Source organism: Deferribacter abyssi, from assembly GCF_049472655.1.
Lineage (GTDB): Bacteria > Chrysiogenota > Deferribacteres > Deferribacterales > Deferribacteraceae > Deferribacter > Deferribacter abyssi.
In genome coordinates this window covers 63,295-87,403 of the sequence record NZ_JAQNCS010000005.1, presented here as the reverse complement: position 1 = coordinate 87,403, position 24,109 = coordinate 63,295, and the positions used below count along the sequence as shown (strand labels likewise).

Genomic DNA, 24,109 nt, shown 5'->3' with positions numbered 1-24,109 from the left:
ACACTCATCTAGTACCAAACCCGCTTCAATTTATATTTGAGTAGAAATATGAAAAAAAGTCCGCCAAGAAATGAAGTCACCACCCCCACAGGCAATTCGGCACCTGAAGGGATAATTATCCTGCTAATTGTATCTGCAAAAAGCAGAAAATTTGCTCCAAACAGCGTGGAATACAAAATATTGGTTTTCATATCTCCACCGAAAATACCTCTTACGATATGAGGTACAATTAATCCCACAAAACCTATGATACCGCTAAAACTAACTGCCACTGCAGTCAACATGGCTGCAACTACAAAAAACTTTTTTCTCATCCTTTTCACATTTACCCCAAGGGAATTTGCCGTAAGATCGTCAAAAGCAAGAATATTCAATTTATAAGCACTTTTATAGCTCAAAAAGAAAAGAACAATCGTAACAAAAGCTAGAATAGTTATTTTAGAATATGTTACACCGTAAAAACCACCCATCAACCAAAAAACCACTGTACCTATAGAATCATTAAAATAGTATTTCAAAAAGCTGATAAATGAAGAACATATGATATTCAACACAATCCCTGCCAGAATAATTGTAGTAAAATGAAAAGATTTGTCACTGCTGCCCACCTTAAAAACAATCATTAAACCAAGGGTAGCAAAAAAGAGAGAAACAAAAGGGATAAAAAAATAGTTAAATCCTAACGTTATGGCTATAACTGCACCCAATGCTGCCGCCGATGAAATACCTGTGGTAAATCCGTCGGCAAGAGGATTTCTCAATAATAGTTGCAAAAGGGAACCGCTTTGCGCAAGCATGGCTCCCACCAAAAATGCCATTAAAACTCTCGGCAATCTTATATTTAACATTAAATTAAGATTCATATCATTAAGCTTAACAGCCCCATTTGTAAGGGCAAAAATAACAATTACAACTGTCAAAAACAGAGTAACCAATGTTCTTCTCATTTAAGAATAATTCCACCATCCCTTGCAGCATCTTTAAGATGCTCTACAAAAATTCTTGCAAAGGCATCATTAGAACCAAGCCCTTCAATAACAGGTATCACTTTATACCCTTCTCTCTGCAATATATTTTTCCAGGAATCAGGCTCGTCTCCTGCCATATCATTGCTGGCATGATCACCTGCCACCACCATAAAAGGCTTTAAAACCACCTTCTTTTTGCCACTCTGTCTCAATTTTTTAAGAACAATCTCCAGAGAAGGATATCCTTCAACAACCCCAATAAAAGTTTTCATATCAGGATACATCTCATTAAACATCTCTTCTGTTTCAATATATGCACCTGTGGAATAATATTCATTCCCATGCCCCATATACACAAGGGCGGCATCATACTTTCTTGCAAGCTCGATATCCGGTCTCAATGCTTTTACAACTTCTTTAATATCCTCATGATAATCATACTTATCACCATAAGTACCTAAAGCAGGTCTACCCACTACAATTTTATTAAAAGGTTTCCATCTCTCTTTAATTGTTTTAATGGAATTTAACCCTCTTGCATATTCAAGAACATCTGAAAACTCTTCTCCATGGAATATGTGTGTAGTTTGAATAACTATATTTTTATATCCTTCATCAGATAGTTGTCCCAATGTTGCCACAATTCCTTTTACATTTATGATTTCTGTAGGCACTCCCTGCTCAAGCCACTTTTTAGGATTTTTACTTCTTTCTTGCCATTTTTTTCTGATAATATTGGACGTAAAAGTTACTCTCAGTTCGGTATTTGGAAATTCTTCCCTTACCATGTCTAAGATATTGATAATAGACTTAAGTCCTGATGGATAAGTGGTGCCAAAACTTGCAATTACAATGGCTGTTTTGTTCTCTTTCTTTGCCATCATACCTGCCATACAAACTCCTGAAAAGAAAATTAATAACATAAAAAGCAAAAACTTTCTCATACAACTACCCCCTTATTAAATTTTTTACTATACTGTTTTCACTTAAGAAGTGAAAATGTGTATAACATGCAAGGGCATTACCCCTGTAAAATCCGTCAAAAGACCTCTCTTCCCCTGTCAGTTTGTAAACTTCAAACACAAAATCCTCTTTACTCTCTTTAATTCTGGAATAATGAAATTCATGCCCAACAAACTCTTCCCCTTGTTCAAAGTAATAGGTATCAATCATTGCTTTTACTTTTACGTAACCAAGGGATTGTCTTTTCTTTGTCATCTCCACAGTAAAATCAAACAGATTACACATTTCATAAAAACCGTCAGCCGTAAAAATCCCTTTTGATAAATACATCATCCCACCACACTCAGCTAAAATGGGAACACCTCTTTTTGCAAATAATCTAATAGCTTCTTTCACTTCTATACATTTTGCCAACTTTTTAGCAAAAAGTTCGGGATATCCACCGCCAATATAGATAAAATCCGGATTGTCAGGGACTTCGTTCTCTAAAGGTGAAAAAAACTTAATTTTAAATCCATTATTTTCCAAATAATCAAGATTGTCATGATAATAAAAATTAAAAGCTTCATCATAAGCAACATAGGCAACTTTCTTTTGCTTGTTATAGGTAAAATCATGAATATTAATTTGTTCAGGAATATAACTAATTTTATCAACTATCTTATCCACATTTGCATATTTAATGTATTCTTCCATAAGTTTTTCATAAAAATCTTTCTCCATCTCTATGGCAGTTTTTATACCAAGATGTCTCGATGCTATTTCTATCTCTTTTAGTTTAGGAACAGCACCTATTACTTCCACACCTGTATGATATTCGACAGCATTTCTAACCATTGATTCATGCTTTGTGGAACCTACTTTATTTAAAATAACGCCGACTACATTTATATCATCTACCAGTGAAATAAGTCCCTTTAATCTTGCTGCAACAGTATACGAAGATGATGAAACATCCAATATAAAAATTACAGGCAAACATAGTGTTTTACTTATGTCATATGTACTTCCGTAAAAACTTTTAAAATCCACACCATCATAAAAACCCATGACCCCTTCAACAATGGCCACGTTATTTTCAAGTAATTTTTTGGTAAAATTGTACTTCAGCTTTTCACGATTCATCAAAACCGTATCAAGATTATAAGCATAGTTTTTTGAAGCATACTTTAAATGCAACGTATCAATATAATCCGGTCCACATTTAAAAGGGATAACTTTTAATTGTTGATTGGAAAAAAATCTGGATAAAAATATGGAAAAACTACTTTTACCGGAACCACTTCTATCAGATGATATAACAACTGCTTTTTTATCCATCACTCTCCAGTCTCATAAATTGAGACCGGAGAGCCGCTAACAGGAAAGTTCAAGCGCTCCGGTCCCAATACCCGGGGACGCTCACACCCGACTATGGCCGGGTGAGGCACAGGTCTTCTGGCTCGCCTTCATCCTACTCGCCCGCCTTCCCACCAGCCCACGGACCGGCAGTGGCATAAAGGGCTTTCGTCCAGCTCACAGCTGCGGGTACAGCGCCGGATTTTCACCGGACTTCCCTTGTGCCTAAAAAAATCATAAAATAAAATGGTGGTTTTTGCAATTATTTTCTTGCAACTTAGAATTATTTTATTTATTTTCAACCCTATGCAAATAGAAGTGATAAATCTTGAAAAAAATTTTGGAAACACCAAAGCATTAAAAGGTGTTAGCTTCACTGTAAAACATAACTCCATCACAGCCTTACTTGGACCAAATGGAGCAGGTAAGACTACAGCAATAAACATTCTTACAGGATTGTTAAAGCAAGATAGAGGAGAGATATTCTACGATAAAACCCCTTTTACCCCTAAAAATAACAAAATCAAAAAATTGATTGGTATTGTTCCTCAGCACAACAATGTGGATAGAGACCTCACAGTGGTTGAAAACTGGCTAGTACACTCAATCCTTTATGGGATAAACAAGGAAAAAAGAATAAATAAAATAAACGAAATGCTTCATTTTACCGGGCTTTCTAAACATAAAGATAAAAAGGCAGGAAAGCTTTCAGGAGGGATGAAGCGGAGACTTGTAATTGGAAGAGCGCTCCTGCATGAACCAAAAATTCTGTTTCTTGATGAGCCGACTGTGGGATTAGATCCTGCCACGCGAAGGCATTTGTGGGATTTTATAAAAAGTATTAATATAAAACTAGGTTGCACCATTATTTTAACGACCCACTACATTGAAGAAGCCGAAACTTTATCAAACTATGTATATTTCATTGACAACGGTAAAATAATAAAAGAAGGTGAGCCTGAATCGTTGAAAAACGAAGTTGGAAAATACACCCTTGAAATCTTCAAAGATAACAAAACAGTGGAAGAGTATTTTAACAGTAAAAAAGAAGCTCTTGAAAGATTAAACAGTTTAAACGGCGTCTACTCTGCAAAAATTAGAGAAGTAAACCTTGAAGATGTATACTTAAAGCTAACCGGGAGAAAAATAAAAATATGATAAATGGGGTCATAGGAGTTTACTTAAGAGAACTTTTTATCTTAAAATCCAGATTTTGGAAAGTGATTCTTTCAAGCTCCATATCACCCCTTTTGTTCCTTCTAGCATTCGGTTTTGGTGTAGGCAAAAATTCTCAAATTGATGGTTATAATTATATCACTTTTTTAATACCCGGTCTTATTACAATGAGCTCTATGAACCAAGCTTATGGAATTTCTACAGAAATCAATATTTCAAGATTCTACTTTAAAGTATTTGATGAATATCTGCTTGCTCCAATCCCCAAATGGCAAATTGTTGCAGGTGAAACCTTATATGGCATTACAAAAGGATTAATCCCGACGGTGATAGTAATCATCTATGGGTTTGTAATTGGCGTGAATCTGAATATAAACATTCTGTTTATGATCTCAATTTTACTTCATCTCACTGCATTTTCCCTTTTAGGATTTATCGTAGCTTTAATTGTTAAGAACCATGGTGACCAATTTAGTGTAAATACCTTTGTAATCACTCCAATGATATTTCTCTCAGGTACATTTTACCCTGTGGATAAAATGCCTTTGTTTGTAAAATATATTGCTTATATCTTCCCTCTTACTTATTCCACAAAACTGATTAGAAGCTCACTTTTACAAGGCTCTATCAATATATCTAACTTATTATATGTGTTCCTAATTATATTAATATTAATTTATCTATCGAAAAAGATTATTCATCATATTGAAACCGTTTAAAAATAAATCTGGAGTTACTTAATTTTTACATTTCTAGCATATACTTATATTCCAAAAAACAACGCTTTATTGTAGCATGTCCATCTACCAATATTCCGTAATAAATAGAAAGAAAAACATGCTAGTTTTCAGGAGAATAAAAGTTTTACTCAAAATTAATTGCACTTTGGATACCATACTTGTATAATAAAATTTAAGAATAAATTTATAGCTACTAATTTGTATTAGCATAAAATATAACTATTCGTAGGAGGTAAAAAAATGAAAAAGCATTTGTTACTTTCAGTTTTCATTTTGATATTTTCAACAGTCTTATCATATGGGTATGATCCAGATTCTACCTGTGTAAAATGCCATTCGAACAAAAAATTATTAGAAAAACTTGGCTTTCCTCAAATGTATCTTGATCCAGCAGAGGTAGATAAAGAAGTTAACATGGACGGCGCTCCTACTTGTGTTGACTGTCACCTTGGTAACAACCAAACAATGGATAAAAATGAAGCCCATAAAGGTATGCCAAGACCATTTTATGCTGCAATCGGAAAAAAACACAAATATGAAGCAATAGGAAGAGAAGTAACAAATTATGATCCAATCCAACCAAAAGGTAAAAATAGAGCAAAACTTTTGCTTAGAAAACCTACCAAAGAAGCTAAACAAAAATATGGTATAAAAAAATTAATGCAATTATTTTATCACGATCACGATCCAAAAACTTTTGCTTATTCACCTAAAATTGCTAAAGAAACTTGTGGAAAATGCCATGAACAGGAATTTACTGACTATAATAAATCTGGAATGGGATTAAATAAATATCAGAGAGCTTTTACAAACTGGAGAAAAAACCCTCCTGGCCCACAAAACTGTGGTGTCTGGTGGGGTGATAACTTCAATAAAATAAAAAGTGAGTGCACAAAAGATTTTACCAAATTAATGAACGATGGTAAAAATAGAGGTTGTAATAAATGCCATGCTAGTTGTAACGACTGCCATTACGAAGGCTTTAAAAAATCAAAAACTAGACACCTCTTTACCAAAAAAGTTGAAAACTTAAGCTGTTACGGTAGCGGAAAAGGTACTATTTGTCATGCTGGGCCTATGGATCGAAGAAGGGGAGCTGGGTATATGCGTGAAGAATTTGCATTCCCATACGGAGAATTACCAGCTGATGTTCATTCTGAAAATAATATAAATTGTACAGATTGTCATCAAATGAAAAATCATAGTTTTGGACATTTGGCTTCAAATGATGCCAAAGAATCGTGTTCAAAATGCCACGCTGAAATTGTTGAGGCAGTAAAAACAAGCAACAACCATAAAAATGTTGACTGTTCATCCTGCCATATTCAAGAAGTAGGTGCTTATCAATTTACTTTCTGGGGTCCCGGTATTTCAGAAGGCCAATTCAATTACTTCGCAAAACATAAACAATACTATGGCGTAAGAAGCATGCCAACTTTAGTTAAACATCCAAGTACTGGAAAATGGATCCCTATCAAACCATACCCTATGGCCGTTATGAACATTAAAGGTAATGTAGAAAAAACTGGACTGATGGTCAGAAAAATCAATAAAACTATTGTTAAAGGTAAAACAGAAATTGGTGAACCTAAAGAATTTGTAATAGAAAGAAAACCTGATGAAGTTAATGATATGTATATAATAACAGGAATTTTTAAGGGATTAAAAAACAACGATAATATGCTTGCTTGGATTCAAATGGATAAAATGTCACATGCTATAGGTAAAGGGAGGAACTGCAACAGCTGTCACTCAAGCCATGAGCAAATTGCAACAAGTTGGTTTGCCTACACTGTAAAAACAGATGTTAAAAAACCTTTCTATGGCTCTTATGTTATCAAAGCTGGTAAAAATGGGCTAGAATTTAGCGATTTTAAATACAGCGAAATTATTCCTGTAAAAGGTAGACATATAGATGATTTTGCACCTTTTGTTTATGTAAAAAATGCTTGGGATGTAAAAGGAATAGATTTTTCAATACCTTTTGATGAACAAAAATATGAAAATACTCTCAATGAATATAATCTACTATATGCAAAAATTCACACATTAAAAATGAAATTCAAGAAAGATAAAACCAAAGTCTCTGAATTAGAGAAAATTAGAAAAATTCTTCCTCACAATATTGAAACGGCAAAAAAATTGTTAGAAACATTCAAATAAAAAGCGGGGGATTTCCCCGCTTTTTTATTTTCCTTGAAGCATAGCTTCAATATCTGAATCTACATCACCTATTGGTTTGATATCAAAGTTTTCCACAAGTACCTTAGCTACATTTGGTGAAAGGAACGCAGGAAGAACTGGTCCAAGTCTAATCCCTTTTACCCCAAGAGCAAGAAGAGCAAGAAGCACAGCCACAGCCTTCTGTTCATACCATGCAATATCGTACGAAATTGGTAAATCATTTATATCATCAAGTCCAAAAGCTTCTTTTAATTTCAGTGCAATATAAGCCAAAGAATAACTATCATTACACTGGCCCGCATCAAGAATTCTTGGAATACCATCAATATCACCGAGATCCAGCATATTATATCTGTACTTAGCACAACCAGCTGTCAAAATAACAGTATCTTGAGGCAATTTTTTAGCAACTTCAGTGTAATACTCACGCTTTTTAAGTCTACCATCACAACCTGCCATAACTATAAATCTCTTAATCTTACCAGATTTAACTGCTTCAATTACTTTATCAGCAACTTGCATTACCTGTTCATGAGCAAAACCAATTGTTATATATTTACCTTCTTTTGGCTTCAATCCACCAAGAGCTTTTGCTTTTTCAATTACAGGAGTGAAATCTTTAGGTTTTCCATCTATTCTGTTTGGAATGTGTGGCACACCAGGCCAACCCACAAGCCCTGTTGTGAAAAGTCTGTCAAAATAAGAATCCTTTGGAGGAACTATACAGTTTGTTGTAAAAAGAATAGCACCATTAAATTCAGGAAACTCATGAATTTGATTATACCAAGCTGTTCCAAAATTCCCTTTTAAATGTTTATATTTTTTAAACTCAGGATAAGCATGAGCTGGCAACATTTCACCATGAGTATAAATATTAACCCCAGTTCCTTCCGTTTGCTTAAGCAAATCTTCAAGGTCAAGCAAATCATGACCACTTACAAGAATAGCTGGACCTTCTTCAAGCCCTGTATACACTTTTGTAACTTCAGGGTTGCCGTATCTTGAAGTATTTGCTTTATCAAGCAACTCCATCGTCTTAACTGCTACATCACCTGCTTTCAAAACAAGATTGATAAGTTCATCAGCAGAGATATCTTTTCTCAACGTTTCAGCAAGAGCAAAATCTACGAACTCAAAAATCTCTTCGCTTTTGTGATTCAACACATAAGCATGATCTGCATAAGCAGCAATCCCTTTCAAACCATAAATGAGAAGTTCTTTTAAAGATCTAATATCTTCATTCTCCTCTGAAAGTACTCCTACTGCTGCCGCTTTAGCAAGCATCTCCTTTTTACCATCTACTTTGAATGAAGCTGCATCTGGCAAATTACCCTCAGGTTTAATTTGATCAATTAATTCATTTCTAACCTCAATAGATTGATTGATATAATCAACAAATCTTTGTGCATCAAAATTTACATTAGTTATTGTTGCAAAAAGAGCCTCTAATACAAATAAGTCTGCATTTTCATTTTTAATCCCTTTTTTTCTTCCCTCATTTAGAAGATAACCTAATCCTTTAGTTGAATAAATTAAAAGGTCTTGCAAAACAGCAACCTCATCATCCTTCCCGCAAACACCTCTTACAGTACAACCATGATTTTTCAAAGCTTCACTACATTGATAACAAAACATACTTTTACCTCCTTTTTTAGTTTTGATGATCTTATATAATCGGATTATATCACAATTTAATTGATTTGAGTCAAAAAAAGATAAAATTTATCCAGAATTAGAAAAAAAGCCGGAAACTCCCGGCTTTATAAATTATTTTATATAGAAAACTATATTATATTCTTGCTTAAGCTTATTTAACAAATCATCTAATAGTTTTTTTCTTTTGATAGTTAATAAATTTGCATAAGCACTGTTTTTATTGCCTATGCCGTTAGATTTCATAAATTTTTCCAGTTCTTTATCATCAATTTTTATTTGTTTGTTAATCTTTTCATCTATAAGATATAATAAGTAAAGTGTATCAGTATCAAGTTCTGGATGAGATTTCTTTAATTTCCTTAAATCTTCCTCTTTGTAAATCTCCTTTGCATATTTTAATAACACATATCTATTGATATAATATTCTGCCAACTTTCTTTTACCAGAATCAGACTTCAAATAATTCTTATATTTTCTCCCTGCAACTTCATCTACATATTTTTTCAAAATATCATCGGTAATCTTAAAACCATTAATTTCCGCCACTACCTGAGCAAATAAATTAACACTAAAAATTAAAAGAACTAAAGAAATATAAATAAACATTTTTTTCATTTTCACACCTTTATCAGTTAATCCTAAAATTAGGGAGAGCTTATGCCCTCCCTAATATTCTTACTTTATATCAGTTATTATTGGTGAAGGTAAACCAATTTTTATTGTTTTGTAAAGAGCAGAATTTTTATCTTTCAAATTAAGCTCTTTAGCCTTTCTCTTTTTGTAATCTTCGAATATTTTATGCTTACCAAATTTCTTACCAAGATATTTATCTCTATTGTTATACCTTTCAAGCCATCTTTCCCACTCAGCTTTAGTCAAAAATCCTTTCTTATACGCTTGCTCAACATTAGCCTTCACCATTTTCCAATAATTTGGAATAATTTTGTAAAGTGCAGGAACAGAATATTGCTCTTCTGTATAAAGTCCGTATAATCCACCAGGAAAATCATAGAGTTTGTACGGATAGAATTTAGTTGGGCTATCACTTTCGTAGATTTTCTTAGCTTCTTCTACACCATGCTCAGCACCCCAAGCAATCATCTCTTGTAAATTATGTTGCAGCTCCCAGATACCATGCCACTGAACATAGTCAGCACCTTGCATAGCTGCACCCATTCTAAATCTTCTACCTTCATGATGCCATGAATTGTACATAATTTCAGATGCAGTTGTATACCAACTAGCGTTTATTACAGTGTTAGAGAATTTTTTCATACTACCGTTAGCTGTTTTAGCCTTAAGAGGTTTTATTAAACCTTTCTTTTCATAAAGTTTTACCCAATAAACAAAAGCTCTTCTGATTTCGTTGTACTGAAGATTTACAAGGTCATATACAAGGAAGTAATCTTCCACAAAGTTTGGAGCGTGACATGCTTTACATGCAGTTTTCATTCTTTCCTGCTTATCTTTCCAACTACCAAGTTCTTCTTCAAACCAAATTGTTCTGTAACTCCATGGTGCTTGAGATTCCCAAGACAATCTTTCACTTACGTTGTGAGTACTTTTTAATCCATTAATAGCATCCATGTGACATGTTGTACATACAGGAAAATCTAACGGAGTATCACCTGTTTTCTTAGTGTTAAAATCCAAATTCAACTTACCCTGAGCCATTTTAGTGGTAAAAATATTACCATGCTTTGACTCAATATAAATCTCAATTTGTGGATGGTCAGGACCTAAATGACACTCACCACAAGTATACGGATTGTGTGCCTGAGCTAAATCAAATGTGTGTTTAGAGTGACAAACATCACACTCTCCCACACTACCATCTGGCCAAAATGCTGAAACATTATGACACTGTTCACACCCTTGTTTTGTTCCAATAATTGGCTCGAAAACGGCCCTATCAGCTGGAGCATAAAGCCAAAAAGGATACGCGTGCTTACTCTTCGTATTCTGCTCAACCTCTTCTTCATGACACTTTGCACAATCTTTTGGAGTAGGATGAGTTCCTACAAACTGTCCATAATGGTTGATAGCATCAAACTCACCCTGCTCAGCTTCGTGACAATCAAGACACCCAACACCATTTTTTGCATGTGCACTTTCTGCCCATTGATCATGAACTTTTGTGGCAACATTCATGTCTTGGTGACAAGTAATACATTTTGCACTTTCAGCGTCCACAGAAATACCTTTAATATCAAGGGCAAAAGCGCTAATGGAAAATAAAAAAAACAAACAAAAAACTATTGACTTACGCATACACACCTCCTGAAAATATTATATAAAGAATATACAACTGGCTTTATAAAAAAAATGTTAAAGTTCTCATTTAATTGTAAAATATTTAAACATAATTCTTTACATTTTTTACAACACCTTTACCACTTTTTACCCTTTTTTACTTCATTTAGAACATAATTTATAAAACATTAATTTGGAGGTGCCCATGAAAACAAAAATATTTATTTTAACTTTTTTACTTTTTACTGTTTCACTTGCTTTTAATGCTTACTCTGACCTTCATCCGGAAGATATGGGTGATTCTACCTGTTTAAATTGCCATACTGATGTAACTCCAGATGTGGTTAAACAGTGGAAAGAGAGTGCTCACGGACTTATCGATGTTGAATGTGGTGTCTGTCACGGCGATGAAAAAAACTTCAAAGCTAAACCTGCAGATGAAACCTGTATTGGCTGTCACTCTATTCAAGTTGAAAATAACATTGCTAAAGACAAATCATGCTCAAGTTGTCATATAGCTCACAGTTTTACAATTCATAAAATTCATCAGTATAAATAGGAGGTAAACCATGTCTTTAAGTAGAAGAGATTTTATTAAGTTATCAGTAGCTTCAGCTACAGCTGCATCTATAGGTATTTCATTACCAAAAAAGGCTGAATCAAAAGAAATTGTGGATAAATGGGTCAAAGGTACATGCCGGTTCTGTGGAACTGGTTGTGGAGTTTATGTTGGTGTTAAAAACGGTAAGGTAGTAGCAATAAAGGGAAATCCGGAAGCTAAGACAAACTTCGGTTTCCTTTGTGTTAAAGGTTTCTTAGCTTACAAATGTATGTACCATCCAGACAGACTTAAATATCCAATGATTAGGCAAAAAGATGGAAAATTCAAAAGAGTATCATGGGATGAAGCTCTTGACTATGTAACTAAAAAATTCAAATATTTCCATAGAAAATATGGTAAAGATTCTGTAGCTTATTATGGTTCTGGTCAATGTACTACAGAAGAAAGTTACACATTTAATAAACTCTGGAAAGGTGGTTTTAGAAGCAATATGGTAGAGGGAAACCCAAGGCTCTGTATGGCAAGTGCAGTGGGTGGATATATCACAACCTTTGGTTCTGATGAACCTGTCGGTAGTTATGCAGATATAGAAAGTGCTAAATGTATATTCCTTGTTGGATCAAATACCAGTGAATGTCATCCTATTATTTTTAGACGTATAATGAGACATAAATTTAGAAATCCTGATGTAAAAATCATAGTATGTGAACCAAGAAAAACTAATACAGCAAAAATTGCGGACCTTTGGCTACCAGTAGACCCTGGAACAGATCTCGCAGTATTCCACTCAATGGCAAGAGAAATTATTAAAAACAACTGGCATGACAAAAAATTCATAGATGCTCATACACGTATTACAGATGGTAAAAATGTCTACTCATTCGACAAATATGTTGAGTTTGTTGAACAGTTTAAACCTGAAGTTGTTGAAAAACTTACAAGATGTCCTGCTGAAAACATCAGAAAAGCTGCAAAGTGGTTTGCCACAAGTGGTGCCACAATGACTCTCTGGACAATGGGACTTAATCAAAGAACCAGAGGTGTTTGGGCAAATAATTTGATACACAATCTACATTTAATTACAGGTAATATTTGTAAACCTGGAGCAGATTCATTCTCCCTTACTGGTCAACCAAACGCTTGTGGTGGTGTTAGAGAAACCGGTTCTCTCTGTCACCTATTACCTGGAACTAAACCTGTCAAAAATAAAAAATGGCGTACTCATGTTGAAAAGGTTTGGGGTCTCAAACCAGGAACCATTGATCCAAAACCTGGGTTTCACACAATGAAAATGTTTGATTCTCTAGGTGGAGAAAATGATCCCAAAAAACCTATTAAAGCAATGCTAACATCCACTACAAACCCAGCTCAATCGTTACCAAACCTTAATAGATACATAAAAGGTATGAAAGATGCTTTTTTAGTTGTACTAGACATTTTTCCTACTAAAACAACACAGCTTGCAGATGTAGTTCTTCCTGCTGCGTTCCTTTATGAAAAAGGTGGTGTTTACGGATGTAGTGAAAGAAGAAGCCAGCTTACAGAGAAAGCAGTTAATCCTCCTGGGGAAGCAAAACCTGATATATGGATAGCAGCACAAATCGCAAAAAGAATGGGATTTGAGAAACTTATCCCATGGAATATGGATGATACAATGAAAGCAAATGAAATGGCGTGGACTGATTATATCACAGTTACAAAAGATAGTGACCATTCTCTATGGGGCGCAACCTACGATAGACTTAAAAAAGAAAAAGCTGGAATTCAATGGCCATGTCCATATCCAGGACATCCTGGTACTTATAAAAGATATGTTCGCGGTATAGATCCAATGTTTGAACATGAAGAATTCAAAAGATTTTTTGGTAAAAAGATACCAGATGACGCCAAAATTTACTTCTATATGGACAAAAAAGGTGAAGGAAGAGCAAATATCTGGCTAAGACCTTACAAAGGACCAGCTGAGGTGCCTGATGCAGAATATCCTTTCTATCTCACAACAGGTAGAGTTATTGCTCATTGGCATACAGGTACAATGACAATGAGAATACCTGAGATAGCAAGGAGCTATCCTTATGCTTACATTGAAATACACCCTGATGATGCTAGAAAATACAATATCTTCGAAGGTGACTTAGTTGAGGTAATCAGTAGAAGAGGAAAAGCAGTATTACCAGCCAGAATAACTAAAAACTCAATGCCTGGTATACTCTTTGTACCTTGGTTCGATCAGGAAATCAGTAGAATGATTAACTTTGTATGTAACGATGCCGTTGACCCTGGATCAAAAGAACCAGAGTTTAAAATTGCTGCAGTTAAAATCAGAAAATATTCCGGCTCAACAAAAATGAATGAAAAAGTAACAATCACTGATATCAACTCTAATTATTACTAAGCAAAAAGGGCTCCTATAGGAGCCCTTTTTCATCTATTAGGAGGTATTAAAATGCTCTATTGCGGATGTATTATTTTTGTTAAAGATAAACAGTTTAAGAAAGTGGAAGAAGTTGTATTAAAATACAAAGAAATAACAGTATATACAAAATCTGAAGATAATCAACTTTTGGTCGTCACAATTGAGGCCGAAACAGATAAACAAATAGAAAAACTTATTAATGAACTAAAACAATACGAATATATAATTGATATTTCACCTCATTACCTACATTTCGAAGAAGAGGTAGAAAGAATTTTGAAAACAGGAGAGAAACCTGATCTCACAGGTTTTTCTAAAAGCGAACGAAGAAAAGCTACCCATGAAAATTGACGATTTAAAAAATTTCCTAAACCGAAATCCGTTTAAAGGTTTTTTTAAAAAAAACAGGATGCGCCCACCAGGCGCACAAGAAGAATCTAAATTTATGGAATTATGTATTAGGTGTGCACGTTGTATTGAAGTATGCCCTTACGATTCTATTAAAAGAGCAGACGTTTTTGAGAGATTACAAATCGGTACACCTTATATTTTCGCTGAAGAAAAAGGCTGCTATCTCTGTATGAAATGTCCATCTGTTTGCCCAACTGGTGCTTTAGATAACGATATAACAAAACCTGAACAAGTAGAAATAGGGATTGCAATAATAAATCAAAAATCCTGTTTAAATTTCAAGTATTTTGCTGATGAAATAAAAGGTATAAGTGAAAATGCACTTCTATGTAGTATTTGCTATGATGTATGTCCACTTAGAGATACAGCAATAATTATGGAACAATTTATTTTACCTGTCATTACAGATTCTTGTACGGGCTGCGGCGTCTGTACAGAAAAATGCCCAACAACTCCAAAATCTATAAATATTATCCCAAAAGGAATGGAAGAAAAAGAATTAGCCGGATTTTACTATAGAAAACTAAAAATTAAAGCTCAAAGAAAATCTAAAAACCTAAAAGATACCTTACTAGAAAAAACAGAAAAAGAAGTAAGAAAAAAAGAAAGTATCTCATCTTTCGGTAAAAAACCTACCTTTGAATACAACTTCGACGTTCAGGAAACAATTGATGAGTGGGACGAACAAGAATGAAATACAAAATTACTAAATATAGACGATTAACCCAAACAATTGTTTTTATTATAATGTTTTTAACCCCTCTATTAAATATTGTGGGGATCAATTTTATAAAGGGAACTTTCTATTCTTTAGATGTAGGAGATATAGCTATAGCCGATCCACTGGCTATTTTTCAAGCTTTTCTAGTTTCAAAACTTTTTGTTCTTACCATGTTTATCTCTATCATAATTCCTATACTTTTGATGCTTATTCTAGGTAGAGTTTGGTGTAGTTGGATGTGCCCTTATCATTTTTTAGTTGAACTTTTATATTCTTTAAGAGCTAGACTTAAAATAAAAAACACATTAAAAAGTTTTAATAAAACCAATAAAGTTAATATTTTTAGGTTTACTTTTCTTATATGCGGACTTTTTATAACAGGTGTCGCTGGAATCCCCTTATTAAACCTAATATCCGCACCAGGTATCATCTCATCACAAGCTCTTGTTTTAATAAAATTTCATTATTTTACTTACGAGATTGTTTTTGTTATTTTCTTGTTAATCATTGAAGCTATACTAGGAAGCTTTTTTTGGTGTAGATATTTCTGTCCTACTGGATCTTTTTTATCTATATTTCGTACAAAAAAAGGGCTTCATATTAAAAAAATAAAAGAAGATTGCAGTAATTGTTTAAGATGTATTAAAAGTTGTCCTATGGGTATCAATCCTATGACCGAAGGGAGTAACTACCTTTGTCATAATTGCGGTAAATGCGTAGACGTATGTCCTGATAATAAAAAAGAAGACACATTAACATTTAGATTTTTCTAGATTTAATCTTGATTAGTAATCTTTAATTTACTAAAATATATCTTATGAAGAGAAAGATTTTGATTATAGATGATGATATTGAAATCCTTGAGATCTTAAAACTTTTTCTTGAAATAGAGGATTTCAAAGTTGTTACTGCTCAAAACGGAATTACAGGCTTTAATTTACTTCAGAATAACTGCTACGACTTAATTTTATTAGACTTAGGTTTACCAGATATTGACGGTGAACATATATGTAAAAAGATTAGAGAAAAATATGATACTCCTATAATCGTTTTAACAGCTAAAGAAACAGTATCGAATAAAGTTCTTTGTTTTGAATACGGTTGCGATGATTATATTACTAAACCGTTCGAAAAAATTGAATTATTAGCAAGAATAAAAGCAGTACTGAGAAGAACAAAAAATACAAATATTAATGATAAAGTAATTTCGTTCCCTCCATTTGAAATAAATTTAGAAGAAGGGTTATGCTACAAAAATGGAAAGCATATTGATTTAACTAAAAAAGAATTAGAGATTTTAAGTTTTCTAATAAGAAATGCAGGTAAAAACATAAAACGAGATGAAATAATAAAAGAAATTTGGGGTGATGATTCCCTATATCGCTGGTCTAGAACCCTTGATGTACATATTCAACATTTGAGACAAAAGATAGAAAAAAACCCAAAAAAACCATATTTTATCAAAACAGTTCCCGGTGTTGGTTATAAATTTGAATGTTAGCATAAACATAAAATGAAAATTACTATAAAAATTATTATTTTACTAAATATTGCAATATTGCTTATTTTAACCCCTTTTTATTTAATTTTATGGAACAATCAAAAACAACTAATCATGAAACAGGCAAAAATCCAGGCTAAAACACTATTCAACATGATACTGATCACAAGACAATGGGTTGCAGAAAATAGGGATAAAATTAAACCTGTTCCAGCAGTGGCAACAAAAGAGCTTTCAAAATATGCATTAATAATGTCTAATTTTAGATTTCATATTACTAGCGACAAATTGGTTAATCCAGAAAACAAGCCAGACGAATTTGAAAAATATGCTCTAAAACTCTTTAGAGAAGGGAAAAAAGAAGTTGAAAAGATTGAATTAGATGAAAAATACGGAAAAGTATATCGGTATATGGCCCCTCTTTATATTAATAAATCATGTATACAATGCCACCATTACCAAGGATACAAAATAGGTGAGCTACGTGGAGGAATATCCGTTTTTATCCCTTTGAAAGATATAATACATAATCTTAGGCAGCAACTTATTCTTTTCATTATTTCAGGAATAACAATGTATTTATTTCTTAATATTATGCTTATTGTATTATTAAAGAAAAGTGTCCTTAACCCATTGAAATCACTCGAATCAGCCACAAAAGAAATAGAAAAACGTAACTTCAACATCTATGTTGATTTAAAAACAAAAGATGAGTTTGAAGATCTTGCTAATGCATTCAACATGATGATAAAAGAGCTAAGAATACATGAAAGCGAGTTAAAAAACAAAATAAACCATGCAGTAGGCAAATATGCTATAGCTTTAGAAGAACTGAAAAAAACTAACGAAAATCTAAAAAAAATGAATCAATTCAAATCAGATATCATTGATTCATTAGCCCATGAAGTAAGAACCCCTCTTACAAAACTAATTTCCTGTACAGACATTATCCAAAGCAGTAATAACCGTACACAAATAGAAAGATGTTTAGAAATAATCCTAAGAAACTCCAGAATTTTAAAAGACCTTTTTGATAAAATTATCCTCTTAAACAAATTAGAATATTCAACTTACGATTTTACAGATGATGAAGTTGATATAAAAAATCTTATAGATTATGTTTTATCAAAATATAAACTCGAAATTGAAAATAAACATATAAAAATTATTCAAAATATAGATGTCAAAACCTTTTACTCAGATCATACATTGATGGAATTTCTTCTATCAAATCTCATATCTAATGCTATAAAATATAATAAAGATAACGGTTTAATAGAAATAGAAACAAAATTTAAGGACAACTATTTAGTTCTTTCAATAAAAGATACCGGCATAGGCATTCCTGAAAAAGAACTTGAAAATATTTTCAAAAGATTCTACAGAATATCAGACATAAAAAAACAATATCCTGGATTAGGACTCGGATTAAGTATAGTTAAAAGAATCGTAGATCACCTTGGAGGTGAACTATTTGTAAAATCGGAAGAAAATAAATATACTCACTTTATTATTAAGCTGCCTATAAAATAGTACCAAACTCTTTCGCAAGATATGAATCTAAAATTACTCTTGGAAATACAAAAAATACCGAATAAAAGATAATTTTTGCAAAATAACATCATTTATAGTTGCTCAAATACACAATAAGCCAATTTATATTGTGTATTGTCAATAAAAAAATATCGACATTTACCTTTTCGTAAAAGAAAATACTCGTTGACATATTGTGTTGTTTGTAATAAAACATAGTTATTAAAAAATTAAACTACTATTCAGGGGTTATTGATGGAATTTAAGTTTTTCAAATATGAAAAAAATAATGCAATTCTAAAAGTACGGTTTAATAATGATAAAAATATGAACGCCCTTACATGGGACTTCTTCGAAGAATTGCCACAAATTGTAAATATGGCCGAAAATGATCCTACAATTGCAGTAATTGTTTTTTACTCCACAGAAAAACACTTTTCAATAGGACTCGATATTTATAATTTTGCATCAACGTTTCCAGAACTAATGAACACTGACAACAAATCAAAAAGAGAAAAGCTTTACAACTTAATAAAAGAAATGCAACTTGGAATGAATTTGATGGAAAACGGTAAAAAAATATACATAGCTGCAATAAGCGGTTACTGTATAGGCGGAGCCCTTGATTTCATTGCTGCATGTGATTTGAGATTTGCTTCCAAAAATGCTATTTTCTCACTTCGTGAAACAAAATTAGGTATTATTGCAGATTTAGGAAGTCTTCAAAGACTTCCGTATATCATCGGCTTTGGAAATACAAAGTATCTTGCCTATACCGGCATGGATATAGATGCTACAAAAGCAAAAAATATACAGCTGTTAAATGAAGTATTTAATTCCAAAGAAGAATTGCTTGAAGAAGTTCTAAATATAGCAAAATCTATTGCTAATAATCCAATAGATGCAGTTTCAGGGTCCAAGAAATTCATAAACAACCTTAATAAAAGCATAATTGAAAGAGAGCTTGATACAGTTGCAACTCATAATTCAGCATTTTTAGATTTTCTTGACGTAAACAATAACTTACAAAAAATGTTGAAAAATAGGGGGTAAAGATGGGACGATTTAAAATAGAAAAAAAAGAGACTGTTGCATATATAATTATGGACAGCGGCGAAAATAAACAAGACTTAGAATTTGCTTCTCAACTTTTACAAGCATTAGAAGAAATTGAAAATGATATAAATGTAAAAGCGTTAATAATAACCTCAAGTGACGAAAAAAACTGGTCTCAAGGAGTTCATGTAGAATGGATACAAAAAAAATTTTTCTCAAAAAACTATAACTCTGTAAAAAAATTTTTATATACGATGAACAATGTATTTAAAAAAATAATCTTTTATCCTGTTCCTACTATTGCTGAGATTACAGGTCATGCATTTGGAAATGGCGCCCTTCTTTCATGTTGTTGTGATTTTAGATTTATGAGAAATGATAGAGGTTTTTTCTGTTTTCCTGAAGTAGATGTAAAAATTCCATTTTTACCTTCTATGATAGCTTTTGCAAAAAAGGCTATCCCCTATCAGAAGTTTCAAGAAATGGTTTTTACAGGTAAAAGATACACTGCAAAAGAACTTGAAGGAATGGGTGTTATTCATAAAGCTACAGATGACTTGGAACAACTAAAAACATTTTCTTTTGAATTTGCAAAATCCTTTAATAAAGCAAGAGGAATTTATGCTGAATTAAAAAGAAGAATGTTTGTGGATATAGAAACAGCCTTTGAAAAAGACAAAAAAGTTATTGAATCTTTAAATATTTTTGTACCATAAATGAGTAACACTGAAAATAAAACAGGTAAATAGAAATTGAAAATTTTGCATGTTTAAAAGGTTAGAGTTCTTAAAATAGTTTAGAATAAAGTAGAGAAGAATAAACAGTTAGGGTATTGCACAATAAGCAACTTTTCAACGTGTAACATCATAATAAACAATATATTGTTGTGCTCATGCTCACAATGTTAAGTCATCACAAAGAGCATAAGCAACTAAGCAATCTTATTATATTTAGCTGTATTCTGTGCAATATACTAAATCGATAGATTTTGAACCATTCCAATTTAATATATTTTCTTTCATCTTCACTTTAATAGCTATTTTATAAATAATTCAAAATTACCTTTATAAATGTATTCTTGTCTATCTACTACACGATAAGAAGGATTAATAAAACTATCGTCATGTTCTAAATTGTATTCATATTCAAAATCTATATATTTCACATCTGCAGGTATTTTTAATTCTATTTTTTTTATATTTGAAGATTTGAGTCTGTTTATATAAAAGTATCTATCAGAAATATTCTTAACTCTTACTCTCAATTTCAAATTACCCATAACATAGTTTCTGTTATTTTTTAACACAATCTCAATAGTCTTTATTCCATCAGTTTTTTTTACATTGTAATAAACTAAAAAATCATTATTCTTCTGAGAATAATCATAATTTCTGGTCAAGTTTTTATTACTTTTAAAGTTAAAGCTGACCATACAGCCAAATACTGAAATAGACAAAAGTATTAAAACTACTTTTTTCATTTTAATGCAAATATCTCCTTTTCACTATTATAAACTTCTTCAAAAATACTTTCTATTTCTTGTGCAGTTTCTTCATCTATATTTAAAAACTTTTCAATTTCTTTTATTTTATTCTCATCATAATAATTAGAAACATTTATCCCCTTTCTGCTAATAACATTATCAGCATAGTCTATCAAAATACAATAATCTTTATGTGCTGATTTTGTATAATCATGATGATGAAGTATCGTATCTTTATAAATTTCTGGTAGTTTCCAAATCTCTGCTAGCTTTGCCCCAACTTCAGAATGAGTAAGTGCAAAAAGCTCCTTCTCTTTTTTGTACAACGATTCATTACTGCCATAAATTTCACTTATCATTATCTCATAGTTTTCAATATACAAATTCATTATAATCACACCAATATCATGCAACATCCCCATTAAAAATGTTTCTTCGCTTACTTTTTTATTTATTTTTAAAGATACAATCCTAGCATAAATAGCCACAGCTACAGAATGCTCCCACACTTTATGAATAAGTAAACTTGCTTTAAAGTTTTCAAATAACACCTTTGTAGACAATGCCACTACTAAATTTTTTATATTATTTGCACCTAAAAAACTAAGAGCTTGAGTTAAATTTTGAATTTCATTCCTTGGAGAATAAAGAGCAGAATTTGCAAGGCGCAAAATAGATGCTGTAATATTCATATCTTTTGAAATTACCGACACTAACTCTGCAAAAGAAAAATCTGGTCTATTTAAAATATCCAACACTTTTTTTGCAGTCTGTGGCATAGTCGGTAAATCTTCAATCGTCTCTAACTTTTCCAATAACTCTCTACTCATTGTCCTTACTTCCCTTTACCTCCTTATCTTCCATTTCTTCATTAGTTACCACGGTTGTTTTTGGTTCATCTTCATTAACTTGTGATTTCTCAACTATCTCCCTTTCTTCTTCAACTTTATCTACAGCCTCTGACGCAGAAACAGTTTCTTCTTCTAAATCTTCAATATCTTCCCTCTTCCATTCATATTTTTCAGCTTTTATATTATCTATCAATTCATTAAGCTCATCAATTTTTGCATCAATATCTTTAATAATTTCATACTCTCCCATTAATTCTTCTTCTACCAAACCCCCTTCATCTAACAGCGCCACTACTTTTTTACCTAATAATTTCAATCTCTCATCTCTTTTTTTAATTAACGATGCTATTTCTATCTTTATCTTACTGATCTTCGTCAATTTTGTTACTTCTAATTTTCCTTTTTCAAAAGTTTCTTTTAACCACTCAAATGTTTTATCATTCTTCATAATATCCTCCTAATTTCCTAAAAACTTTATTTTAAATAAATACAATACTGCCAACATTCCAATATTCAAAAAAAATGAAACAAAAAATAAAACTTTCCAAAAAACAGTATTCTGTTTATCAGAAAATTTTGACAAATCTTTGATAAAAATATTAAATAATGAGTCTTTAATTCTAATCCATGGGCTTGACTCATAAGCCACATAGTCTATTGAAAGAAATTTACTGCTTAAAATACCATCTTTAACATCATTAAAAGATAATTTTTCAAGTAACAAACCATTCAACAGCTTTACATCAAAAATTTTTGGTTTTTTGATGTATTTGTATTCTGCGCCACAAGATTTGCAGACAGTTTTACCCTTTTCTTTAAAGTCAATAAAAGTATTACATGATTTACAAATAGCACGCATAATTTCCCCCTAGTTTAAGACCATCTTTTAAAGAGGTTAGTATCAATATCCATTATATCAAAAATTTTACCGATGATAAAGAGAATTAAGTCTTCTATTGTTTTAGGATTATGATAAAAAGCAGGAGAAGCAGGAATAGTAATTGCTCCATTTTTTGATAACTTTAATAAGTTTTCAAGATGGATACTGTTTAAAGGGGCTTCTCTAAAAACTATAATTAACCTTCTTCTCTCTTTTAAAGCTACATCACCACATCTTTCTACCAAGTTTGAACTTATCCCTCCAGCAATCCTTCCTACACATCCCATAGAAGCAGGAATAATAATATAATCTGTCACTTTAAACGAACCACTAGAAATAGGTGCAGCCATATTTTTATAATCATGTAAAACCACATTCCCTATATTAACCTCATAAGACCTTAAAAAATCATTAATATTAGAAATACCATTATTTTCATATACTATATTCTTTAATCCATCATCTGTAATAGTTAGGTGTATTTCAGTATCATTCATTCTTGAAAGATATTTCAAAAAATATCCTGCATAAATACTGCCACTTGCTCCTGTTATTCCAACAAATACTTTCCTCATCAAATCACCACTATATCTAAAAATGTAAAAAGAAAAATAGTAAGACTAATGTATGCATTTAAATTAAAAAATGCCATATTAAGTTTTGAAAGATCATGTGGCTTAATCAATATATGTTCATAAACCATAAATACACCACAAATAACCACACCAAATAAATATACAACTCCCAAATTAAAAAGATATTTTGCAGATAAAAAAAGAATAAAAGCTATTGAATGAAAAAACCTTGCAAGATAAATTGTTTTTGTCACCCCTAAGAATCTAGGAATTGAAAAAAGATTATGTTCTTTATCAAACTCTATATCTTGAATAGCATAAATAAGGTCAAAACCCGCAACCCAGAACATAACCCCTATTCCCAACCAAATTATCCTATAATCAATATTACCAGTGATTGCTACCCATGCTCCCATAGGAGCAAGTCCTAGGGCAATACCTAAAACAATATGACATAAAAATGTAAAACGCTTAGTATAAGAATATATTATAAAAATAACTATTGGTATAAGTGAAAGCTTAAAACATAAAGGATTCAATTTATATGTGGCAATTTCATAAATTATAAAAGCTATGAATATATAAAAAATAGCCTCCCATTTTTTTATTTTACCCGCTGGTATTTCTCTATTTGCAGTTCGTGGATTTTTCGCATCTATCTCTGCATCTGCAACTCTATTAAATCCCATTGCCACAGTTCTTGCTCCAAACATTGCCACAGCTATCCAAAATATCTTGTCCAAAGATGGTAAACCTTTTGCAGCAATGATTGCTCCAGTAAAAGCAAATGGTAGGGCAAAAATAGTATGCTCTATTTTTATCATTCTAAAAAAAGCCAACAC

Annotated in this window: 24 protein-coding genes and 1 riboswitch; of the genes, 12 read left to right on the top strand and 12 right to left on the bottom strand. The window is 32.1% G+C overall.

The features are described 5' to 3' along the window. Positions 1-8: 8 nt before the first annotated feature. Genes OWK30_RS04225 through OWK30_RS04215 form a run of 3 tightly spaced genes read right to left on the bottom strand, consistent with a single transcriptional unit; the run spans position 9 to position 3,251 of the window. A complete protein-coding gene (locus tag OWK30_RS04225; RefSeq protein ID WP_423323885.1) occupies positions 9-947 on the bottom strand; it encodes a FecCD family ABC transporter permease in 939 nt (312 codons plus the stop codon). Then, on the bottom strand, positions 944-1,912 hold the full coding sequence (locus tag OWK30_RS04220) for a sirohydrochlorin cobaltochelatase (protein WP_423323883.1): 969 nt from the start codon (positions 1,910-1,912) through the stop codon (positions 944-946). The genes OWK30_RS04225 and OWK30_RS04220 overlap by 4 nt, the downstream gene beginning before the upstream one ends. A 4-nt stretch (positions 1,913-1,916) precedes the next feature. Beyond that, positions 1,917-3,251: a cobyrinic acid a,c-diamide synthase CobB gene (locus OWK30_RS04215; protein ID WP_423323881.1), complete on the bottom strand. Its 1,335-nt coding sequence runs from the start codon at positions 3,249-3,251 to the stop codon at positions 1,917-1,919. Between the two features lie 90 nt (positions 3,252-3,341). Beyond that, positions 3,342-3,511, bottom strand: a riboswitch (cobalamin riboswitch). Between the two features lie 64 nt (positions 3,512-3,575). On the opposite strand from OWK30_RS04215, the gene OWK30_RS04210 reads away from it, so the two are divergent. The 3 genes from OWK30_RS04210 (at position 3,576) to OWK30_RS04200 (ending at position 7,348) form a co-directional block, all read left to right on the top strand. Next, positions 3,576-4,427 (top strand): ABC transporter ATP-binding protein, encoded by an 852-nt coding sequence (locus tag OWK30_RS04210; RefSeq protein WP_423323879.1) that lies wholly within the window; start codon positions 3,576-3,578, stop codon positions 4,425-4,427. Beyond that, on the top strand, positions 4,424-5,164 hold the full coding sequence (locus OWK30_RS04205; protein WP_423323877.1) for an ABC transporter permease: 741 nt from the start codon (positions 4,424-4,426) through the stop codon (positions 5,162-5,164). The genes OWK30_RS04210 and OWK30_RS04205 overlap by 4 nt, the downstream gene beginning before the upstream one ends. Before the next feature lie 261 nt (positions 5,165-5,425). Next, positions 5,426-7,348, top strand: coding sequence for a cytochrome c3 family protein (locus OWK30_RS04200; RefSeq protein WP_423323875.1), 1,923 nt, complete (start codon positions 5,426-5,428; stop codon positions 7,346-7,348). Between the two features lie 24 nt (positions 7,349-7,372). Here the strand turns inward: OWK30_RS04200 and hcp are convergent, their stop codons facing one another. From hcp to OWK30_RS04185, 3 genes are all read right to left on the bottom strand, one after another. Further along, positions 7,373-9,004 carry a hydroxylamine reductase gene (gene hcp / locus OWK30_RS04195; protein WP_423323873.1) on the bottom strand — a complete coding sequence of 544 codons (1,632 nt, stop codon included), beginning with the start codon at positions 9,002-9,004 and terminating at the stop codon, positions 7,373-7,375. A gap of 132 nt (positions 9,005-9,136) precedes the next feature. Continuing rightward, positions 9,137-9,640 carry a hypothetical protein gene (locus tag OWK30_RS04190; protein ID WP_423323871.1) on the bottom strand — a complete coding sequence of 168 codons (504 nt, stop codon included), beginning with the start codon at positions 9,638-9,640 and terminating at the stop codon, positions 9,137-9,139. A 60-nt stretch (positions 9,641-9,700) separates the two neighbouring features. Beyond that, complete coding sequence (locus OWK30_RS04185; protein WP_423323869.1) at positions 9,701-11,296, bottom strand: multiheme c-type cytochrome; 1,596 nt, start codon at positions 11,294-11,296, stop codon at positions 9,701-9,703. A gap of 187 nt (positions 11,297-11,483) precedes the next feature. On the opposite strand from OWK30_RS04185, the gene OWK30_RS04180 reads away from it, so the two are divergent. The 9 genes from OWK30_RS04180 (at position 11,484) to OWK30_RS04140 (ending at position 20,194) form a co-directional block, all read left to right on the top strand. Beyond that, complete coding sequence (locus tag OWK30_RS04180; protein ID WP_423323867.1) at positions 11,484-11,837, top strand: cytochrome c3 family protein; 354 nt, start codon at positions 11,484-11,486, stop codon at positions 11,835-11,837. A gap of 10 nt (positions 11,838-11,847) precedes the next feature. Continuing rightward, positions 11,848-14,235 (top strand): molybdopterin oxidoreductase family protein, encoded by a 2,388-nt coding sequence (locus OWK30_RS04175; RefSeq protein WP_423323865.1) that lies wholly within the window; start codon positions 11,848-11,850, stop codon positions 14,233-14,235. Between the two features lie 51 nt (positions 14,236-14,286). Next, a complete protein-coding gene (locus tag OWK30_RS04170) occupies positions 14,287-14,607 on the top strand; it encodes a chaperone NapD (protein ID WP_423323863.1) in 321 nt (106 codons plus the stop codon). Then, entirely contained in the window at positions 14,597-15,361 is a 765-nt protein-coding gene (locus tag OWK30_RS04165) for a 4Fe-4S dicluster domain-containing protein (protein ID WP_423323861.1), read from the top strand. The genes OWK30_RS04170 and OWK30_RS04165 overlap by 11 nt, the downstream gene beginning before the upstream one ends. Continuing rightward, positions 15,358-16,161 carry a 4Fe-4S binding protein gene (locus tag OWK30_RS04160; protein WP_423323859.1) on the top strand — a complete coding sequence of 268 codons (804 nt, stop codon included), beginning with the start codon at positions 15,358-15,360 and terminating at the stop codon, positions 16,159-16,161. Before OWK30_RS04165 ends, OWK30_RS04160 begins: the two co-directional genes overlap by 4 nt. Positions 16,162-16,205: 44 nt before the next feature. Beyond that, complete coding sequence (locus tag OWK30_RS04155) at positions 16,206-16,889, top strand: response regulator transcription factor (protein ID WP_423323857.1); 684 nt, start codon at positions 16,206-16,208, stop codon at positions 16,887-16,889. A gap of 12 nt (positions 16,890-16,901) precedes the next feature. After that, entirely contained in the window at positions 16,902-18,422 is a 1,521-nt protein-coding gene (locus OWK30_RS04150; protein WP_423323855.1) for an ATP-binding protein, read from the top strand. 255 nt (positions 18,423-18,677) lie between these two features. After that, positions 18,678-19,475: an enoyl-CoA hydratase-related protein gene (locus tag OWK30_RS04145; RefSeq protein ID WP_423323853.1), complete on the top strand. Its 798-nt coding sequence runs from the start codon at positions 18,678-18,680 to the stop codon at positions 19,473-19,475. Between the two features lie 2 nt (positions 19,476-19,477). Beyond that, positions 19,478-20,194, top strand: a complete 717-nt coding sequence (locus tag OWK30_RS04140; protein ID WP_423323851.1) for an enoyl-CoA hydratase/isomerase family protein — start codon at positions 19,478-19,480, stop codon at positions 20,192-20,194. 320 nt (positions 20,195-20,514) lie between these two features. On the opposite strand, the gene OWK30_RS04135 is transcribed toward OWK30_RS04140, so the two are convergent. The 6 genes from OWK30_RS04135 to OWK30_RS04110 are packed head-to-tail and all read right to left on the bottom strand — an operon-like array spanning position 20,515 to position 24,109. After that, positions 20,515-20,958: a hypothetical protein gene (locus OWK30_RS04135; protein ID WP_423323849.1), complete on the bottom strand. Its 444-nt coding sequence runs from the start codon at positions 20,956-20,958 to the stop codon at positions 20,515-20,517. Then, positions 20,955-21,791 (bottom strand): HDOD domain-containing protein, encoded by an 837-nt coding sequence (locus tag OWK30_RS04130; RefSeq protein ID WP_423323847.1) that lies wholly within the window; start codon positions 21,789-21,791, stop codon positions 20,955-20,957. Before OWK30_RS04130 ends, OWK30_RS04135 begins: the two co-directional genes overlap by 4 nt. Further along, positions 21,784-22,260: a hypothetical protein gene (locus OWK30_RS04125; protein ID WP_423323845.1), complete on the bottom strand. Its 477-nt coding sequence runs from the start codon at positions 22,258-22,260 to the stop codon at positions 21,784-21,786. Before OWK30_RS04125 ends, OWK30_RS04130 begins: the two co-directional genes overlap by 8 nt. A 9-nt stretch (positions 22,261-22,269) precedes the next feature. Then, positions 22,270-22,671, bottom strand: coding sequence for a hypothetical protein (locus OWK30_RS04120; protein ID WP_423323843.1), 402 nt, complete (start codon positions 22,669-22,671; stop codon positions 22,270-22,272). Between the two features lie 14 nt (positions 22,672-22,685). Beyond that, positions 22,686-23,267, bottom strand: coding sequence for a UbiX family flavin prenyltransferase (locus tag OWK30_RS04115; protein WP_423323841.1), 582 nt, complete (start codon positions 23,265-23,267; stop codon positions 22,686-22,688). Next, a complete protein-coding gene (locus OWK30_RS04110) occupies positions 23,267-24,109 on the bottom strand; it encodes a UbiA-like polyprenyltransferase (protein ID WP_423323980.1) in 843 nt (280 codons plus the stop codon). Before OWK30_RS04110 ends, OWK30_RS04115 begins: the two co-directional genes overlap by 1 nt.

Coding starts and splice junctions, on each gene's coding strand:
- OWK30_RS04225 (WP_423323885.1), bottom strand. CDS start 947: ATGAGAAGAACATTGGTTACTCTGTTTTTGACAGTTGTAATTGTTATT.
- OWK30_RS04220 (WP_423323883.1), bottom strand. CDS start 1,912: ATGAGAAAGTTTTTGCTTTTTATGTTATTAATTTTCTTTTCAGGAGTT.
- OWK30_RS04215 (WP_423323881.1), bottom strand. CDS start 3,251: ATGGATAAAAAAGCAGTTGTTATATCATCTGATAGAAGTGGTTCCGGT.
- OWK30_RS04210 (WP_423323879.1), top strand. CDS start 3,576: ATGCAAATAGAAGTGATAAATCTTGAAAAAAATTTTGGAAACACCAAA.
- OWK30_RS04205 (WP_423323877.1), top strand. CDS start 4,424: ATGATAAATGGGGTCATAGGAGTTTACTTAAGAGAACTTTTTATCTTA.
- OWK30_RS04200 (WP_423323875.1), top strand. CDS start 5,426: ATGAAAAAGCATTTGTTACTTTCAGTTTTCATTTTGATATTTTCAACA.
- hcp (WP_423323873.1), bottom strand. CDS start 9,004: ATGTTTTGTTATCAATGTAGTGAAGCTTTGAAAAATCATGGTTGTACT.
- OWK30_RS04190 (WP_423323871.1), bottom strand. CDS start 9,640: ATGAAAAAAATGTTTATTTATATTTCTTTAGTTCTTTTAATTTTTAGT.
- OWK30_RS04185 (WP_423323869.1), bottom strand. CDS start 11,296: ATGCGTAAGTCAATAGTTTTTTGTTTGTTTTTTTTATTTTCCATTAGC.
- OWK30_RS04180 (WP_423323867.1), top strand. CDS start 11,484: ATGAAAACAAAAATATTTATTTTAACTTTTTTACTTTTTACTGTTTCA.
- OWK30_RS04175 (WP_423323865.1), top strand. CDS start 11,848: ATGTCTTTAAGTAGAAGAGATTTTATTAAGTTATCAGTAGCTTCAGCT.
- OWK30_RS04170 (WP_423323863.1), top strand. CDS start 14,287: ATGCTCTATTGCGGATGTATTATTTTTGTTAAAGATAAACAGTTTAAG.
- OWK30_RS04165 (WP_423323861.1), top strand. CDS start 14,597: ATGAAAATTGACGATTTAAAAAATTTCCTAAACCGAAATCCGTTTAAA.
- OWK30_RS04160 (WP_423323859.1), top strand. CDS start 15,358: ATGAAATACAAAATTACTAAATATAGACGATTAACCCAAACAATTGTT.
- OWK30_RS04155 (WP_423323857.1), top strand. CDS start 16,206: ATGAAGAGAAAGATTTTGATTATAGATGATGATATTGAAATCCTTGAG.
- OWK30_RS04150 (WP_423323855.1), top strand. CDS start 16,902: ATGAAAATTACTATAAAAATTATTATTTTACTAAATATTGCAATATTG.
- OWK30_RS04145 (WP_423323853.1), top strand. CDS start 18,678: ATGGAATTTAAGTTTTTCAAATATGAAAAAAATAATGCAATTCTAAAA.
- OWK30_RS04140 (WP_423323851.1), top strand. CDS start 19,478: ATGGGACGATTTAAAATAGAAAAAAAAGAGACTGTTGCATATATAATT.
- OWK30_RS04135 (WP_423323849.1), bottom strand. CDS start 20,958: ATGAAAAAAGTAGTTTTAATACTTTTGTCTATTTCAGTATTTGGCTGT.
- OWK30_RS04130 (WP_423323847.1), bottom strand. CDS start 21,791: ATGAGTAGAGAGTTATTGGAAAAGTTAGAGACGATTGAAGATTTACCG.
- OWK30_RS04125 (WP_423323845.1), bottom strand. CDS start 22,260: ATGAAGAATGATAAAACATTTGAGTGGTTAAAAGAAACTTTTGAAAAA.
- OWK30_RS04120 (WP_423323843.1), bottom strand. CDS start 22,671: ATGCGTGCTATTTGTAAATCATGTAATACTTTTATTGACTTTAAAGAA.
- OWK30_RS04115 (WP_423323841.1), bottom strand. CDS start 23,267: ATGAGGAAAGTATTTGTTGGAATAACAGGAGCAAGTGGCAGTATTTAT.